Origin of the sequence: Bacillus cereus group sp. BfR-BA-01522 (assembly GCF_022662635.1) — a bacterium.
Taxonomy (GTDB): Bacteria; Bacillota; Bacilli; order Bacillales; family Bacillaceae_G; genus Bacillus_A; species Bacillus_A cytotoxicus.
Genome location: NZ_JAKUDY010000022.1, coordinates 1 through 17,015 on the forward strand (window position 1 = coordinate 1; position 17,015 = coordinate 17,015).

Here is a 17,015-nt window from a genome sequence, read left to right on the forward strand (position 1 = left end):
CCGAACACGGAAGTTAAGCTCTCTAGCGCCGATGGTAGTTGGGGCCTTGCCCCTGTGAGAGTAGGACGTCGCCAAGCAATTTAAACACGAATCAATCGATTCGTGTTTTTTGTTTTAAAAAGGAATTTGAGAAAAACATAGCAGAAGTTTTTCAGCATTGTATGAAATACAAACACATTGCCTAGAAGCACTTCATATTATATATAACAAAAGGGCGTATATTTTTCTGAAAAGTGTTAAGGAATAGAAATGTAAAATATATTCAGTTGAATTGGAAGGAGGATAAAGTATGGAACCGCTAAATGAAATTTGCATTATATGTGAGCATAAAAGAAATGAAGGGATATATGTTCAAGATCGTTTCATTTGTGATGAATGTGAAAAGGATATGGTGAATACTGAGACAAATGATCCAAAATATATATATTATTTGAAACAATTAAAGAAAATAGAAGTATCATATTTTTAAATAGGCATATGCCTATTATTTTTTTTGGTTTGAGTATAATAGATGGAGAAAGAAAAGTTAGGAAGAGGTACATATGAATCAAAATCAAATACCGTTATATGAAGCATTAGTACGCTTTAAACAACAACAACCGTTATCTTTACATGTTCCAGGTCATAAAAATGGTTTGAATTTCCCTAAAGAAGCGATCGACAGCTTTAAAGATATACTTTCTATTGATGTAACTGAATTAACAGGATTAGATGATTTACATAGTCCCTCTGAATGTATAGACGAGGCACAACGATTGCTGGCTGATGTATATGAAGTGCAGAAAAGTTACTTTTTAGTTAATGGCTCTACAGTTGGAAATTTAGCAATGGTTTTATCTTGCTGCGGGGAAGAGGACATTGTTCTTGTACAAAGAAATTGTCATAAATCCATTATAAATGCTTTAAAGTTAGCAGGTGCTAATCCAGTATTTTTAGACCCGTGGATTGATGAGGTATATCATGTGCCTGTTGGCGTCCATAATGAAACCATAAAAAAGGCTATTGACCAGTATCCAAATGCTAAAGCACTTATTTTAACACACCCTAATTATTATGGTATGGGCGTCAATTTAAAAGAAAGTATCGCCTATGCGCATCAGCATCAAATACCTGTATTAGTAGATGAGGCACATGGGGCACATTTTTGTTTGGGGGAACCATTTCCTCAATCAGCGGTCGCGTATGGTGCGGACATTGTAGTGCAGTCTGCACATAAAACATTACCTGCAATGACGATGGGGTCTTATTTACATATAAATAGTGATTTAATAAATGGAGAGAAAGTTTTTCGTTATTTAAATATGTTACAATCTAGTAGCCCATCCTATCCAATTATGGCTTCTTTGGATATCGCTCGTTTTGCATTAGCAAATATGAAAGAAAAGGGTTATCATTCCATTATTGAGTTCATCAATCAATTTAAAGAGGCATTACATTCTATTCCGCAAATAAAGATTTTGCAATATCCATTACAGGATGAACTCAAGGTTACTGTACAAAGTCGTTGTCAATTGTCTGGGTATGAATTACAGTCCCTGTTTGAACAGGCTGGTATATATGCAGAAATGGCAGATCCGTATAACGTACTGTTTATTTTACCGTTACAAGTAAATGAGAAATACATGAAAGGAATAGAAACCATGCGATCACTGCTAAGCCATTATAAGATAACAGACAAGAGACCTTCTATTCGTTATACTTATAAAGGAGGGATTTCTCTTTTACCGTTTACATATAAACATTTAGAGGAATATGAGACGAAACGAGTACCTATAGAAGAAGCTGTTGGTATGATAGCAGCAGAGATGGTTATTCCATATCCACCTGGAATACCACTGATTATGTATGGGGAAACAATTCGCTTAGAGCATATAAGAGAGATGGCCCATTTAGAAAGAACTGGAGCTCGTTTTCAAGGGAATCCAGCGTATATAAAGGTATATGTTATAGAGAGAAAGTAGGTTTTAGGATGAAGGGATTATTTGTAACAATTGAAGGACCAGAAGGGTCAGGAAAATCAACATTAATTACAAAGTTATTACCATATTTTGAAAATAAGGGACAGAAAGTAATTGCAACAAGAGAACCAGGTGGAATTGCTATTTCAGAAGAAATTCGAACGATTTTACATAAAAAAGAGTATACAACGATGGAAGCTCGTACAGAGGCTTTATTATATGCAGCAGCAAGGAGGCAACATTTAGTAGAAAAAGTTATGCCAGCATTAGAGGCAGATCAGCTTGTATTGTGTGATCGTTTTATTGACAGCTCTCTTGCTTATCAAGGATATGCAAGAGGATTAGGGATTGATAAAGTATATGAAATGAATCGCTTTGCTACAGAAGACTGTATGCCGAGCTTAACAATTTATTTAGATATTGCGCCAGAAGTTGGTTTGGCACGTATTGAAAAAGATGCTGCAAGAGAAGTGAATCGTTTAGATATGGAAAGTATTGCATTTCATCGTCTTGTACGTGAGGGCTATCTACAAATTGTAGAACGGTTCAAAGATCGCATTGTAGTAGTGAATGCAGATCAGCCAATGGAGAATGTAGTAGAAGAAGTTATTCAGCTTATAGAAAGTAAATTGTTATAATAGAAGGAAAGTATAGGATAAGTGAGGTATGCATTATGACGAAGACGTGGGAGCAGCTTTCTGCTATACAACCCATCGGTGTAAAGATGTTAATCAATAGTATTGCAAAAGAGCGTATATCCCATGCTTATTTGTTAGAAGGCGCGAAAGGAACTGGAAAGTTTGCAACGGCAATTCAAATGGCAAAAAGTTTTCTTTGTATGCAAAGAAGTGGTGTAGAACCATGTCATACATGTATCAATTGTCGTCGGATTGATTCGGGGAATCATCCTAATTTACATCTTGTAAAGCCAGATGGACTTTCTATTAAAAAACAACAAATCCATGACTTACAAGAAGAGTTTTCAAAAACAGGTTTAGAAGCAAATAAGAAGATATATATTATTGAGCATGCAGACCGAATGACAGCCAATGCTGCCAATACTCTATTAAAGTTTTTAGAAGAACCAAGTAGTGATACGACTGCAATTTTGCTTACGGAACAAAGTCATCAAATATTAAATACAATCTTATCTCGCTGCCAAGTAGTGACTTTTCGGTCACTTCCTACAGCATCTTTAATTAAGAGATTACAGGATGAAGGAATAACGGTTTCCTTATCTACTCTTGCAGCTCAAATTACGAATAGTTTTGAAGAAGCATTATCTCTGTGCAATGATGAATGGTTTGCACAAGCACGAACTTTAGTGATAAAATTATGTGAAGCGCTCGAAAAAGATAAAACCTCTCTTTTTTTTGTACAAGAAAAATGGGGGAAACACTTTGGAGAGAAGGAACAATTACAACTAGGTTTAGATATGCTACTCCTTATTTATAAGGATTTATTATATGTTCAGCTAGGAGAGGAAGATCGTCTCGTTTTTCAAGAGCAGAAGGAGATGTTTGCAACTTTCTCTTATGCTCAGAAGCGCATTGTATCAGCCCTTTTATATATATTAGAGGCAAAAAATAGAATCAACGCTAATGTAAATGCGCAGCTTGTGTTCGAGCAGTTAGTGTTGCGGTTACAGGAGGGATGACCGTTTTGTATGATGTAGTAGGTGTTCGCTTTAAGAAGGCCGGAAAGGTATATTACTTTGATCCCAATCAATTCGATATTTCGGAAAATGAGTTTGTAATCGTAGAAACTGTAAGAGGGATTGAATATGGGAAAGTGGTTATTACAAAAAAACAAGTAGATGAAAATGATGTTGTATTACCACTAAAGAAAGTTATTCGCATTGCAAATGAAAATGATCGGACCATTGTTGAAGAGAACAAGCATGCTGCAAAAGAAGCATATCAAGTTTGTCAACAAAAGGTGGCGGACCACAACCTTGATATGAAATTGGTAGACGTAGAGTATACGTTTGATCGCAATAAGATTATTTTCTATTTTACAGCGGATGGGCGAATTGATTTCCGTGAGCTTGTAAAAGACTTAGCAGCAATCTTCCGAACAAGAATTGAATTAAGACAAATTGGTGTTCGAGATGAAGCTAAAATGCTAGGCGGTATTGGGCCATGTGGTCGTATGCTTTGTTGTTCTACTTTTTTAGGAGATTTTGAACCTGTATCTATTAAGATGGCTAAGGATCAAAATTTATCATTAAATCCTACGAAAATTTCAGGTTTATGCGGTCGTTTAATGTGTTGCTTAAAATATGAGAATGATGAATATGAGGCGGCAAAGGAGCAACTTCCTGATTTAGATCAGCGCATACAAACACCAAATGGTCTTGGACGTGTCATCGGATTAAATATTTTAGAAAGATTAATACAGGTGGAACTAGTAGACAAGGAACGGATAGTTGAATATACGTTAGATGAATTAATAAATGAAGGGGTCGTTTCGAGTCAAACCACAGATTAACGAGGTGGGTGCTTGTGGAGAAAAAAGATATTTTTGGAGCGGTTTCTAGTATGGAAGAGCAAATTGGACATTTATATAAGCAGTTGGGAGAATTAAAACAACATCTTGCCGAGTTATTGGAAGAAAACCAACATATTAAAATGGAAAATGAGAATTTGCGACGTCGTTTTGAGGAAGCGCAGACTAAGGAAAAGCAAAAAACTCAAAAACGTAAAGAAGTAAAACCTAAAACAGATATTGGCGAAGGATATGATAATTTAGCTCGCTTGTATCAAGAGGGGTTTCACATTTGTAATTTACATTATGGAAGTGTACGTAAAGAGGGAGATTGTTTATTCTGTCTGTCATTTTTAAATAAAAAATAAAATTACCTTTCCAATGTATTGGAAAGGTAATTTTTTATACATGAGCGTAAGATTGGACAAAATAAACTTTAATTTTACGTTAATGGATAATGAAGTAGGATAGGTTAATTGAAAGAAAGGATATCATATATGGAGTTATATGGAGATGAGCGTTTAGATTACTTACTAACTGAAGAGATGAAAATTATTCAAAGTCCGTCTGTATTTAATTTTTCTTTAGATGCAGTGTTACTTGCAAATTTCGTTTGGGTTCCGATTCAAAGAGGAAATTTGCTTGATTTATGTACGGGGAATGCAGTCATTCCACTGTTATTAAGTAAAAGAACAAAAGGGAAAATCACTGGTGTAGAAATTCAAGAGCGATTATATGATATGGGAATAAGAAGTGTTCAATACAATCGTTTAGAAGAAAGAATTCATTTAATTCATGGGGATTTAAAGGATATGCCGCAAACATTAGGGCATCATCAATATGATGTTGTTACGTGCAATCCTCCTTATTTTCAAACACCAAAATCATCGGAGAAAAATATAAATGAACATTTAGCAATCGCACGGCATGAAATTATGTGTACATTAGAAGATGTGGTACGTGCTAGTAGTCAATTGGTGAAACAAGGCGGAAAAGTAGCTTTTGTACATCGACCAGGTCGATTGCTCGATATTGTAACGTTAATGAGGAAATATAAAATTGAGCCAAAACGTGTACAATTTGTATATCCAAAAGCAGGTAAGGAAGCAAATACATTATTAATTGAAGGAATTAAGGATGGTAGCGCTGATCTGAAGATTTTACCACCGCTTTTTGTATATGATGAGAACAATGAATATACGAAGGAGATGCGCAGCATTTTGTATGGAGAAGAATAAACATTATTTTTATGTAGTGGAATGTTCAGACGGTAGCTATTATGCAGGTTATACAAATCATATAGAAAAGCGAATTCAGACTCATAACAATGGAAAGGGAGCTAAATATACGCGTGCTAGGCTTCCAGTTGTATTGAAATATCTCGAAGTTCATGAAGAAAAACGAACAGCTATGCAAGCTGAATATTATTTTAAGCAGTTAAAGAGGAAAGACAAAGAAGAATATATGCAAAAAGGAGAACGTTATGTGGCAGCAAAAAAGCTTTCAACAGACTGAAGAGGGAGTTTTATACTTAGTACCAACTCCAATTGGCAATTTAGAAGATATGACATTTCGAGCGGTTCGAATATTGAAAGAGGCTGATATTATTGCTGCTGAAGATACAAGGCAGACGAAAAAGCTTTGTAACTATTTTGAAATTGAAACGCCAGTTATGAGCTATCATGAACATAATAAAGGAGTAAGTGGTCAAAAGATTTTAGCTAAGCTAGAAGAGGGAAAGACAATAGCTCTTGTAAGCGATGCTGGTATGCCTTGTATTTCTGATCCAGGATATGATGTTGTAGTAGAGGCTGTGGGAAAACAATATCACGTTATTCCACTTCCGGGAGCAAATGCTGCTCTTACAGCACTCATTGCATCAGGGTTAGAAACGAAACATTTTTATTTCTATGGATTTTTACAAAGAAATAAAAAAGAACGTAAAGCAGAATTAGAGAAACTACGGTATGTTTCAACTACGATGATGTTCTATGAAGCACCGCATCGATTAGACGATACGTTACTTTCTATGAAAGAAGTATTCGGTAATAGGGAAATTGTATTATGCCGAGAATTAACAAAGAAATTTGAAGAGTTTATTCGAGGATCAATTGAAGAGGCGATCGAATGGACAAGGAAGAATGAAGTACGTGGCGAATTTTGTATATTAGTATCTGGATCAAAAGAGGAAGCTGTTTCTGAGGTGGAATGGTGGGAAACTATTTCAGTATATGATCATATTGAACAGTATATAAACGAGCAAGGCATGTCCTCAAAGGATGCAATAAAACAAGTTGCAAAAGATCGAAACCTATCGAAACGAGATGTCTATCAAATCTATCATATTGATAAAAAATAAGCTTCTCATAATTGAGAAGCTTATTTTGCTGATTGAATGTAGTGTTGTAATTCGTTTAAGATTTGCTCAGCGCCTTCTTTGCTTAAGATAATTTTACCGTCAGCTAAAGATAAGTTATGATCTGATACTTCACCAGTTACTTGGCAAGTCATGTTTGGTTTGTATTTTTTTAGGATGATTTTTTCGTCATCCACGTAAATTTCAAGAGCATCCTTTTCTGCAATACCTAATGTACGACGTAGTTCGATCGGAATTACCACGCGGCCTAATTCATCAACTTTACGAACAATACCAGTAGATTTCATATTCGTTATCCTCCTCATAGTTTGTAATTTTTCGAGTCTATATTTTAATTCGTCATTTTTCGACAAAATACCCTATGAACATATGATACCAATCATTTACATTTCCGTCAATTCTTAAATTCTAGATTTTTTATACTTCTTATTTATAATAGAATCGACAATATTTGCGCAAGTATTTTATCATCTTAGCTGAAAAACTCTCGCCTCTAAGCGAATAGAAGATAGGGGAAGTTCCATAATGATGATATTTCTTCTCCTTTTTGTATATTTTCGTGAAATATGAGTAATAGATGATAAAGATATCGAGCATTAATTCGTTTTTATGCGTCAGTTTTTGATATACTGTTTATAAATACATATGAGGTCATTTGGGAGGTTCAAAATAATGACAGAGGAAAAAAAATCCTTTTATATTACTACTCCAATTTATTACCCAAGCGGAAAGCTCCATATTGGACATGCTTATACAACAGTAGCAGGAGATGCAATGGCACGCTACAAACGCATGCAAGGGTATGATGTTCATTACTTAACAGGTACTGATGAACATGGACAAAAGATTCAAAAGAAAGCAGAAGAGTTACAAGTAACACCACAAGCTTATGTTGATGACATTGTTGCGGGAATTAAAGATTTATGGAATAAAATGGATATTTCTTATGATGATTTTATTCGCACAACAGAAGATCGTCATAAAGAAGTAGTAGAAAAGATTTTCAAACAATTAGTTGATCAAGGTGATATTTACTTAGATGAATACGAAGGATGGTACTCTGTACAGGATGAAACATTCTATACGGAACATCAATTAGTTGATCCAATTATGGAAAATGGTAAAGTAGTTGGTGGAAAAAGCCCTGATAGTGGACATGCTGTAGAACTTGTTCGTGAAGCATCCTATTTCTTTAGAATGGGTAAATATGTAGATCGACTATTAAAGTTCTATGAAGAGAATCCTCATTTCATTCAGCCAGAATCACGTAAAAATGAAATGATTAATAACTTCATTAAACCAGGATTAGAAGATTTAGCTGTTTCACGTACTTCATTTGACTGGGGAATTCGTGTCCCAGGAAATCCCAAACATGTTATTTACGTATGGGTAGATGCATTATCAAATTATATTACAGCATTAGGATATGGAACAGAAAATGCAGAGAAGTATAAAAAGTTTTGGCCAGCAGATGTTCATTTAGTAGGAAAAGAAATTGTTCGTTTCCACACAATTTATTGGCCAATTATTTTAATGGCACTAGATTTACCACTTCCGAAGAAAGTATTTGCTCATGGCTGGATTTTAATGAAAGATGGAAAAATGAGCAAATCGAAAGGGAATGTCGTTGATCCTGTTACATTAATTGATCGTTATGGATTAGATGCATTACGTTATTACTTACTTCGCGAAGTTCCATTTGGATCAGATGGTGTATTTACACCGGAAGGTTTTGTTGAACGGATTAACTTTGACCTTGCAAATGACTTAGGGAACTTATTAAATCGTACAGTTGCAATGATCGATAAGTACTTTGACGGTCAAATCCCTGCATTTAAAGAAAAGGTCACAGAATTTGACGAAGCGTTAGTAAATTTTGCAACCGATACATTACAAAAAGTAGAAGAAGCAATGGAAAATATGGAATTCTCGGTAGCATTAAGTTCTATTTGGCAATTCATTAGTCGTACGAATAAATATATCGATGAAACACAGCCATGGGTATTAGCAAAAGATGAGAAAGATCGAGAGAAACTGGCATCTGTTATGGCACATTTAGCAGAAATGTTACGTCAAACAAGTATCATGCTTATGCCATTCTTAACAACAACATCAGGTAAAATCTTTGAACAACTTGGTATTACTGATGAGGCATATCAATCTTGGGAGAGCCTTTCTACAATTGGATGTATCCCAACTGGTACAAAAGTTGTAAAAGGACAACCAATTTTCCCACGTTTAGAAGTAGAAGTAGAAGTTGCTTATATTAAAGAACAAATGAAGGGTTCTGCTCCTAAAGTTGAAGAGAAGAAAGAAGAACCGAAAGCAGAAGAAATTACGATTGATGATTTCTTTAAAGTAGAATTGCGTGTGGCAGAAGTAATCGAAGCAGAACCGGTGAAAAAAGCAGATAAATTACTAAAAATCCAATTGGATTTAGGGACAGAAAAACGTCAAGTTGTATCTGGAATTGCGAAATTCTATACACCAGAAGACTTAAAAGGTAAAAAAGTTATTTGTGTAACGAATTTAAAACCAGTGAAATTACGTGGTGAATTATCACAAGGTATGATTTTAGCGGGTGAAGAAGACGGTGTCCTATCGTTAGCAACAGTTGATCAAAACTTACCAAATGGTACAAAAATCAAGTAATTATGACAAAAAAAGAGGTGTTTCACGTGTAACATTCGTGAAGCATCTTTTTTCTTACTAAGGATTTCACTTTTGACTTATATTGTAATATTACCGGCATTCTATCGTTAGAAAGTGTTTTTTAGTAGCATTTATTTTAAATAAAAGGAGTTATTTGACATGTTGTTTGATACGCATTCACATTTAAACGCAGAGCAATTTGAGGAAGACTTACAGGAAGTTATTGCTAGGATGAAAGAGACTGGGGTAGCGTATACAGTTGTTGTTGGTTTTGATGAAGTAACGATAAAGAAGGCAATTGAACTTGCAGAAACATATGACTTTATTTATGCAGCAGTTGGTTGGCATCCTGTTGATGCAATTGATATGAAGGAAGAGCATATCGTTTGGTTAGAAGAGTTAGCTGCTCATCCGAAAGTAGTTGCCCTTGGTGAAATGGGGCTAGATTATCATTGGGACAAGTCTCCGAAAGAAGTGCAAAAAGAAGTATTCCGCAAACAGATTCAATTAGCTAAGAAAGTAAAATTACCAATTATTATTCATAATCGTGAAGCGACACAAGACATTGTCGATATTTTACAAGAGGAGAATGCAGCTGAAGTAGGAGGCATTATGCATTGTTTTAGTGGAAGTGTAGAAGTAGCAAAGCAATGCATTGATATGAATTTCCTCATTTCATTAGGAGGGCCAGTAACATTCAAAAATGCAAAAAAACCGAAGGAAGTAGCTACGGAAATTCCAATGGAAAAATTATTAATAGAAACAGATTGTCCATATTTAACACCACATCCGTTCCGTGGAAAGCGAAATGAACCAAGCTATGTTAAGCTTGTAGCAGAAGAAATTGCAAATCTAAAAGGTATTTCATATGATGAAGTTGCAAAAATAACAACGGAGAATGCAAAGGCTTTGTTTGGTGTGAAATAAAAAAAGAATGGGGGTGCCCTAAAATGTCCTTTACAAAGGGTACAGATTACCCATTCTTTTCCTTTTTTTAATTGTGTGAATGTGAAAATAATAATGGAAAAGTATCCGTTTTTTTGTTTTACTAAGTAGAGACGAAATGAGTGTGGAGGCAGTCATGAAAATAAAAGAGATTATCGTTGTAGAAGGTAAAGATGATACAGTTGCCATTAAACGCGCTGTAGATGCAGATACAATTGAAACGAACGGTTCAGCAATTGGTAGTCATGTTATTGAACAAGTGAAATTAGCGCAACAAAAACGGGGCGTTATTATTTTTACTGATCCAGATTATCCTGGAGAGCGTATTCGAAAAATCTTATCTGAAAAAGTACCGGGCTGTAAGCATGCTTTTTTACCAAAGGAGGAAGCACTGGCTAAGAGAAAAAAAGGTGTCGGTATTGAGCATGCTTCTAATGAATCTATTCGCCGTGCATTAGAAAATGTTCATGAAGAAATGGAAGATTACACAAGTGAAATTAGTTGGAGCGATCTAGTTGATGCTGGCCTAGTGGGCGGAGAGATGGCAAAAAGTCGTCGGGAAAGAATGGGTAAGCTATTAAAGATTGGTTATACAAATGCGAAGCAGTTACATAAACGGTTACAAATGTTTCAAGTTTCTAAGGAGGCATTTGCAACAGCTTATAAGCAAGTATTACAGGAGGAAAAGAAATGAAGGATATCGCAACGCCAAATCGTACAAAAGATATTGTTGAAAAGTACGGATTTTCATTTAAAAAAAGTTTGGGACAAAATTTCCTAATTGATACAAATGTATTAAATCGCATTGTTGATTATGCAGAGATCGGCCCTAAAGGCGGAGCTATTGAAATTGGTCCTGGTATTGGAGCTTTAACAGAGCAATTAGCGAAACGTGCCAAAAAAGTAGTAGCTTTTGAAATTGATCAAAGACTATTACCCATTTTAGATGAGACGTTAGCCCCATATGATAATGTGACGATTATTAATAAAGATGTTTTAAAAGCAAATGTGCACGAAGTATTTCAAGAACAATTCGAAGAAGGACAAGACGTAATGGTGGTAGCTAATTTACCATATTACGTGACAACGCCAATTTTGTTCAAATTGCTTGAAGAAAAGCTCCCTGTTCGTGGGTTTGTAGTGATGATGCAAAAAGAGGTAGGAGATCGTTTGGCTGCTAAGCCGGGAACAAAAGATTATGGTTCTTTATCCATTGCAATTCAATATTATACAGAAGTAGAGACAGTTATGACAGTTCCGCGTACGGTATTTGTTCCACAACCAAATGTGGATTCATCCGTTATTCGTCTTTTAAAACGTCCGAAGCCAATTGTAGAAGTAATAGACGAAAAGTTTTTCTTTGAGGTAGTACGAGCAAGCTTTGCACAACGCCGTAAAACATTAATGAATAATTTATCAAATAACTTAAATGATTTTCCGAAAGATAAAGAATTGTTAGAGCGAATTTTAACAGAGATAGGAATTGATCCGAAACGTCGAGGTGAAACGTTATCCATTGAAGAATTTGCAATGTTAAGTAATGCGCTCGTTCCTCATAAGATGAAGTAAAGTATGAATCAGTGTGGAGCGTTATCCTTCGCTGACTAGGAGCTCGCACTAACCAGCTACTATAAAATAGCGGATAAAAATTTAAATAAATAATAAAGGACAGCTTAAATAGAGCTGTCCTTTTTGTCACCTTTCCTCTCCTAAGCTCATAGGTTATGAACAGAAGATGGTTAGTGAGATGGCCTAATGAGTTTGGAGGTAGGAGAATGGCTGTACATGTTGGAGATTTAGTAGAACGACAATCGTATAATCGGGATATACTTTTTCGTATTATAGAGATAAAAGGAGAAATGGCAATTTTATTTGGAGAAGAAGTTAGGCTTGTTGCGGACGCTCCACTTGAAGATTTAATTATTATTAATCAGCGTGAGTATAAAAAAAGAGAAAAGCGCGAAAAGGAGAAGATGGAGCGCACATATCGTCTATTTCAACAAGATTATGTACTCATGAAAGAGCGGCATGAACATACTTCCACAGGTGGCTATACGAATGAGGTGAGTTACTTTCAAATGCCGGGAAGGGTACTGCATATAGATGGGGATCCATTATATTTACGGAAATGTTTAGATTTATATACAAAGATAGGAGTTCCAGTGCAAGGAATTCATTGTAAGGAAACAGAAATGCATGAAAAGGTAGTGGATTTAATCAATCATTTTCGACCAGATATTTTAGTCATAACAGGTCATGATGCGTATACAAAGTCAAAAGGGGTAATGGGAGATTTAGCAGCCTACAGGCATTCTAGACACTTTGTACAGGCAGTTCGTGAAGTAAGAAAAAAATATCCATCATTAGATCAGCTTGTTATTTTTGCGGGAGCGTGTCAATCACACTTTGAAGCTTTAATTCGAGCAGGTGCTAATTTTGCTAGTTCTCCTTCCCGTATTAATATTCATGCTTTGGATCCTGTATATGTAGTAGGAAAAGTTAGTTTTACTTCTTTTATGGAACGTGTAAACGTATGGGATGTTGTGCGTAATACAATTACTGGTGAAAAAGGTCTTGGTGGCGTTGAAACGCGAGGTATTTTACGAACAGGGCTACCATTTCAATATTATGATGAGTAAGCAAGGTACATAGGTATCTTGCTTTTTTAGTAGGTGGAATATAATGCCTATAATTATATATCTATACTTAATGTTTTATGGGTGTTTGGATAAAAGAAGATAGGAACGAACAAACTATAAATAATACTTTTATAATATAGTACTTCTTCTATCTATTCAAAGGCAGTAAGCGCAGCTAATAATAGGGCTTGTTCGTGTAATTTATCCAGCATGAATGGGCAATCCTACCTCAAGATCCAGAGAGAAGCAAGGAAGATAGGTGGGATCCTTACTGCCTGTAACAGCCCGATTGGTGAGAGCTTATAATGAGTGGGGATGAAGAAAGCACCCACTCATTAAAGTTGCACTGTATCATTAGGATAGAGGGATCATGTGTTCTTAAGTATTCACTCTAAATTACAGCGAGGTGTAGCTAAGCATATGGCAAAACGTTTAGATGAAATTAAAAACGAATTAGATCATCATCTTGGAAAGCGTCTTATGTTAAAGGCGAATAGTGGTAGAAGAAAAACGGTAGAGCAATCGGGTGTATTAGCAGAGACATATCGTTCTGTGTTTGTTGTGCAGCTCGATCAACAAGAAGATACATTACAGCGTGTTTCCTATAGTTATGCAGATGTTTTAACAGAAACAGTGGAATTAACATTTTATGATGACCCTCATAATGAGGTGTTTTTAGGTTAATTATATGACGTGTTACATATTTTCCCACAAATGAAACGTTTTATGTTTTTGCATACTAACTATACCGTAGCAAAATAAGGAGGTAATTTGCATTGAGTAGACGAAGAGGAGTCATGTCAAATCGATTTAAAGAAGAGCTGGCAAAAGAGCTTGGATTTTACGATGTTGTTCAGAAAGAAGGATGGGGCGGAATTCGTGCGAAAGATGCTGGTAATATGGTGAAACGGGCTATTGAAATTGCTGAGAAGCAATTAATGAAACAAAATCAGTAGTTGTAACATATTCCTATGCTGCGGTAGCCGAGGTGAAAATCCTCGGCTTTTTGCACGCCAAAAGGTGTCATCATTTTGCATAAGTAGTTTCATTCTACATGCTTTTCGTTATAATTAGGGAAGTGTCATCGTCTTACTATAAATTTATGGTAAAATAAACGATAAAAGATTGAGTACATAGAGTGGGTGAATAGATTGAAGCTACTAGTGAAAGCACCAGCAAAGATTAATTTGTCGTTAGATGTACTGGGAAAAAGACAAGACGGCTATCATGAAGTAAAAATGATTATGACAACAATCGATTTAGCCGATCGTTTAGAGCTAACAGAGTTAACGGAAGACCGTATTGAAATCGTGTCTCATAATCGATATGTCCCAGACGACCAACGTAACTTGGCTTATCAGGCAGCAAAATTATTAAAAGAAAAATATCAGGTAAAACAAGGTGTATCTATTGCGATTGAAAAAACAATTCCGGTGGCAGCAGGGTTAGCAGGTGGAAGCAGCGATGCAGCTGCTACATTACGTGGCCTTAATAAAATATGGAATTTAGGACTTACAATGGATGAACTAGCGGAACTTGGCGCAGAGATTGGATCCGATGTATCTTTTTGTGTGTATGGAGGAACGGCAATTGCAACAGGAAGAGGAGAGAAGATTGAACATATAAAAACACCTCCATCTTGCTGGGTTATTTTAGCGAAGCCGCATATCGGTGTGTCGACTGCTGACGTATATGGAAATTTAAAGTTGAATCGTGTTACACACCCTGACGTCGATCAAATGGCCGAAGCGATTAATCGTGGTGATTATCAGGGGATTTGTAATGCTGTTGGCAACGTATTGGAGGATGTGACATTTGCGATGCATCCTGAAGTTGCACGTATTAAAACACGGATGAAGCGATTTGGGGCAGATGCGGTTTTAATGAGCGGCAGTGGTCCAACGGTGTTTGGACTTGTGCATCATGATTCGAGAATGCATCGTATCTATAATGGATTAAAAGGGTTTTGTGAACAGGTATATGCTGTACGCCTATTAGGAGAGCGAGAAACGCTTGAATAAAGGCGTATAATACGTTATTATTTGTTTAGAATATTCGTGATTTGAGGTGAGAGTGTGAAAATTAGACGAAGTACAAGATTAGTCGATATGACTTATTATTTGCTACAAAATCCTCGTCAGCTAGTTTCTCTCACTTTTTTTGCTGAACGGTATCAATCCGCTAAATCTTCTATTAGTGAAGATTTAGTTATTATTAAGCAAACGTTTGAACAGCAAGGGGTCGGCACATTGCAAACGATACCAGGAGCAGCAGGAGGAGTGAAATATATTCCATATATAAGTGAAGAAGAGGCGAATCTGGTTATTAGTGAACTATGTAGTTTATTTGAGAATCCAGATCGTATTTTACCAGGTGGATACTTATATATGACTGATCTTTTGAGTAATCCGCGTCATATTAATGGCGCAGGGCGTTTATTTGCTTCTGTTTTTGCAAGACAACCTATCGACGCAGTTATGACTGTAGCAACGAAGGGAATTCCACTTGCTTACGCAGTAGCAAACTATTTAGATGTACCGGTAGTCATTGCAAGGAAAGATAATAAGGTAACAGAAGGACCGACAGTTAGTATTAATTACGTATCAGGTTCATCTAAGCGAATTCAAACAATGACATTAGCAAAACGCAGCTTACCAGAAGGAGCTAATGTGTTAATTATTGATGACTTTATGAAAGCTGGCGGAACGATTCAAGGTATGATTAGCATGTTAGAAGAGTTTAAGGCGAATGTAGTCGGAATTGGTGTGTTAGTAGAATCTACAGACATCGAAGAAAGACTCATTAATAATTTTGTCTCATTGATTCGTTTGTCAGAAGTAGATATTAAAGAAAAAACAATTCAAGTGGAGAAGGGAAACTATTCACTTGTCCCATTTGATGAGGAACTTGTAGGAGCAGAATAAAAAAGGTAAGGCAAAGGGCTTTATCTTTTTTATAGTTAAAGATGCTAGTAGACGATAGGACTTTCTGTAATAACTAAAGCTCTATCGCCTACTAGCAAGTTTCGTTCTGTTTATAGACTCATGAATTTGTGTAGGTAGGGTATTTGTATAACAATAAAAAGTTAAAGGGTGAAAAGTGATGAAAATTGTTCAAACAAATAAGGCGCCACAAGCCATTGGACCATATTCACAAGGAATTGTTGTGAACAATATGTTTTACAGTTCAGGTCAAATTCCCTTAACGGCAAATGGGGAACTTGTAACAGGAGATGTAAAAGTACAAACTGAACAAGTATTTCAAAATTTACAAGCTGTATTAGAAGAAGCTGGGGCATCATGGGATACGGTAGTAAAAACAACTGTATTTTTGAAAGACATGGATGATTTTAATGATGTGAATGAAGTATATGCATCTTATTTTTCTACGCATAAACCAGCTCGTTCTTGTGTACAAGTTGCGAAATTACCGAAAGATGTTTCTGTCGAGATAGAAGTAATTGCCCTTTTGAAATAAATCGTTGTAAGCGATATCTATTGTTAATCCTCATATTCCATTCTTTTAAAAATTTTTATCTTAAAAATTTTTAAAAAATTGGAGGAGAAATAGAAAATTTGTGGAATTTATACAAACATATCGCTTATTTAGAAAAGGGTGGTGAACACAAGATGGAAGTGACTGACGTAAGATTACGCCGCGTAAACACAGAAGGCCGTATGAGGGCGATTGCCTCTATTACTCTAGACCATGAGTTTGTTGTTCATGATATTCGTGTAATTGATGGCAATAATGGATTATTTGTAGCAATGCCAAGTAAACGTACTCCAGATGGAGAGTTTCGTGATATTGCTCATCCAATTAATTCTAACACACGCTCAAAAATTCAAGATGCGGTTTTAACTGAGTATCACCGTTTAGGCGAGTTGGAAGAGGTTGAGTTTGAAGAAGCTGGAGCTTCGTAAAATTCGAATAAAAAGGGCTCTTTTCATAAAATGA

21 protein-coding genes and 1 rRNA gene are annotated in these 17,015 nt (G+C 35.8%); 21 read left to right on the forward strand and 1 reads right to left on the reverse strand.

All coding sequences use genetic code 11. From position 1 onward, the window contains the following. From rrf to rsmI, 10 genes are all read left to right on the forward strand, one after another. Nucleotides 1–77, forward strand: a 5S ribosomal RNA gene (rrf, locus tag MR059_RS22525); the annotation flags it as partial. Nucleotides 78–289: 212 nt separating this feature from the next. Then, entirely contained in the window at nucleotides 290–469 is a 180-nt protein-coding gene (locus MR059_RS20220) for a sigma factor G inhibitor Gin (RefSeq protein WP_011983168.1), read from the forward strand. A gap of 73 nt (nucleotides 470–542) precedes the next feature. Continuing rightward, a complete protein-coding gene (locus MR059_RS20225; protein ID WP_011983169.1) occupies nucleotides 543–1,961 on the forward strand; it encodes an aminotransferase class I/II-fold pyridoxal phosphate-dependent enzyme in 1,419 nt (472 codons plus the stop codon). An 8-nt stretch (nucleotides 1,962–1,969) separates the two neighbouring features. Further along, nucleotides 1,970–2,596, forward strand: coding sequence for a dTMP kinase (gene tmk, locus MR059_RS20230; RefSeq protein WP_011983170.1), 627 nt, complete (start codon nucleotides 1,970–1,972; stop codon nucleotides 2,594–2,596). A 35-nt stretch (nucleotides 2,597–2,631) separates the two neighbouring features. Next, entirely contained in the window at nucleotides 2,632–3,615 is a 984-nt protein-coding gene (gene holB, locus MR059_RS20235) for a DNA polymerase III subunit delta' (RefSeq protein WP_011983171.1), read from the forward strand. Nucleotides 3,616–3,620: 5 nt separating this feature from the next. Then, entirely contained in the window at nucleotides 3,621–4,448 is an 828-nt protein-coding gene (locus MR059_RS20240) for a PSP1 domain-containing protein (RefSeq protein WP_011983172.1), read from the forward strand. Between the two features lie 14 nt (nucleotides 4,449–4,462). Beyond that, nucleotides 4,463–4,813 carry a DNA replication initiation control protein YabA gene (yabA, locus tag MR059_RS20245; RefSeq protein WP_011983173.1) on the forward strand — a complete coding sequence of 117 codons (351 nt, stop codon included), beginning with the start codon at nucleotides 4,463–4,465 and terminating at the stop codon, nucleotides 4,811–4,813. A gap of 129 nt (nucleotides 4,814–4,942) precedes the next feature. Further along, nucleotides 4,943–5,683, forward strand: a complete 741-nt coding sequence (locus MR059_RS20250) for a tRNA1(Val) (adenine(37)-N6)-methyltransferase (protein WP_048721201.1) — start codon at nucleotides 4,943–4,945, stop codon at nucleotides 5,681–5,683. Further along, nucleotides 5,670–5,960: a GIY-YIG nuclease family protein gene (locus MR059_RS20255; RefSeq protein WP_011983175.1), complete on the forward strand. Its 291-nt coding sequence runs from the start codon at nucleotides 5,670–5,672 to the stop codon at nucleotides 5,958–5,960. The genes MR059_RS20250 and MR059_RS20255 overlap by 14 nt, the downstream gene beginning before the upstream one ends. Continuing rightward, a complete protein-coding gene (rsmI, locus tag MR059_RS20260) occupies nucleotides 5,929–6,804 on the forward strand; it encodes a 16S rRNA (cytidine(1402)-2'-O)-methyltransferase (RefSeq protein WP_011983176.1) in 876 nt (291 codons plus the stop codon). The genes MR059_RS20255 and rsmI overlap by 32 nt, the downstream gene beginning before the upstream one ends. Nucleotides 6,805–6,824: 20 nt before the next feature. Here rsmI and MR059_RS20265 read toward each other — a convergent pair whose 3' ends face one another. Beyond that, nucleotides 6,825–7,109 (reverse strand): AbrB/MazE/SpoVT family DNA-binding domain-containing protein, encoded by a 285-nt coding sequence (locus MR059_RS20265; protein ID WP_011983177.1) that lies wholly within the window; start codon nucleotides 7,107–7,109, stop codon nucleotides 6,825–6,827. A gap of 385 nt (nucleotides 7,110–7,494) precedes the next feature. On the opposite strand from MR059_RS20265, the gene metG reads away from it, so the two are divergent. The 11 genes from metG to spoVG all read left to right on the forward strand — a co-directional run bounded on the left by metG (nucleotide 7,495) and on the right by spoVG (nucleotide 16,981). Further along, complete coding sequence (metG, locus tag MR059_RS20270) at nucleotides 7,495–9,474, forward strand: methionine--tRNA ligase (RefSeq protein WP_011983178.1); 1,980 nt, start codon at nucleotides 7,495–7,497, stop codon at nucleotides 9,472–9,474. Between the two features lie 159 nt (nucleotides 9,475–9,633). After that, nucleotides 9,634–10,401 (forward strand): TatD family hydrolase, encoded by a 768-nt coding sequence (locus MR059_RS20275; protein WP_011983179.1) that lies wholly within the window; start codon nucleotides 9,634–9,636, stop codon nucleotides 10,399–10,401. Between the two features lie 154 nt (nucleotides 10,402–10,555). Next, on the forward strand, nucleotides 10,556–11,113 hold the full coding sequence (gene rnmV, locus MR059_RS20280) for a ribonuclease M5 (RefSeq protein WP_011983180.1): 558 nt from the start codon (nucleotides 10,556–10,558) through the stop codon (nucleotides 11,111–11,113). Continuing rightward, the gene (gene rsmA, locus MR059_RS20285) at nucleotides 11,110–11,988 is read left to right on the forward strand and encodes a 16S rRNA (adenine(1518)-N(6)/adenine(1519)-N(6))-dimethyltransferase RsmA (RefSeq protein ID WP_011983181.1); all 879 of its coding nucleotides are present in this window, start codon (nucleotides 11,110–11,112) and stop codon (nucleotides 11,986–11,988) included. The genes rnmV and rsmA overlap by 4 nt, the downstream gene beginning before the upstream one ends. A 206-nt stretch (nucleotides 11,989–12,194) precedes the next feature. Further along, complete coding sequence (yabG, locus tag MR059_RS20290) at nucleotides 12,195–13,058, forward strand: sporulation peptidase YabG (protein WP_011983182.1); 864 nt, start codon at nucleotides 12,195–12,197, stop codon at nucleotides 13,056–13,058. Nucleotides 13,059–13,478: 420 nt separating this feature from the next. Beyond that, nucleotides 13,479–13,742, forward strand: coding sequence for a biofilm formation stimulator Veg (gene veg / locus MR059_RS20295; RefSeq protein WP_041810172.1), 264 nt, complete (start codon nucleotides 13,479–13,481; stop codon nucleotides 13,740–13,742). Between the two features lie 92 nt (nucleotides 13,743–13,834). After that, entirely contained in the window at nucleotides 13,835–14,014 is a 180-nt protein-coding gene (gene sspF / locus MR059_RS20300) for an acid-soluble spore protein SspF (RefSeq protein ID WP_011983184.1), read from the forward strand. A gap of 195 nt (nucleotides 14,015–14,209) precedes the next feature. Then, nucleotides 14,210–15,079: a 4-(cytidine 5'-diphospho)-2-C-methyl-D-erythritol kinase gene (ispE, locus tag MR059_RS20305; protein WP_011983185.1), complete on the forward strand. Its 870-nt coding sequence runs from the start codon at nucleotides 14,210–14,212 to the stop codon at nucleotides 15,077–15,079. Between the two features lie 54 nt (nucleotides 15,080–15,133). Further along, complete coding sequence (gene purR, locus MR059_RS20310; RefSeq protein ID WP_011983186.1) at nucleotides 15,134–15,982, forward strand: pur operon repressor; 849 nt, start codon at nucleotides 15,134–15,136, stop codon at nucleotides 15,980–15,982. A gap of 178 nt (nucleotides 15,983–16,160) precedes the next feature. Further along, the gene (locus MR059_RS20315) at nucleotides 16,161–16,535 is read left to right on the forward strand and encodes a RidA family protein (RefSeq protein WP_242162000.1); all 375 of its coding nucleotides are present in this window, start codon (nucleotides 16,161–16,163) and stop codon (nucleotides 16,533–16,535) included. Between the two features lie 152 nt (nucleotides 16,536–16,687). Then, nucleotides 16,688–16,981 carry a septation regulator SpoVG gene (gene spoVG / locus MR059_RS20320; protein WP_000454042.1) on the forward strand — a complete coding sequence of 98 codons (294 nt, stop codon included), beginning with the start codon at nucleotides 16,688–16,690 and terminating at the stop codon, nucleotides 16,979–16,981. The last annotated feature ends 34 nt before the right edge of the window (nucleotides 16,982–17,015 follow it).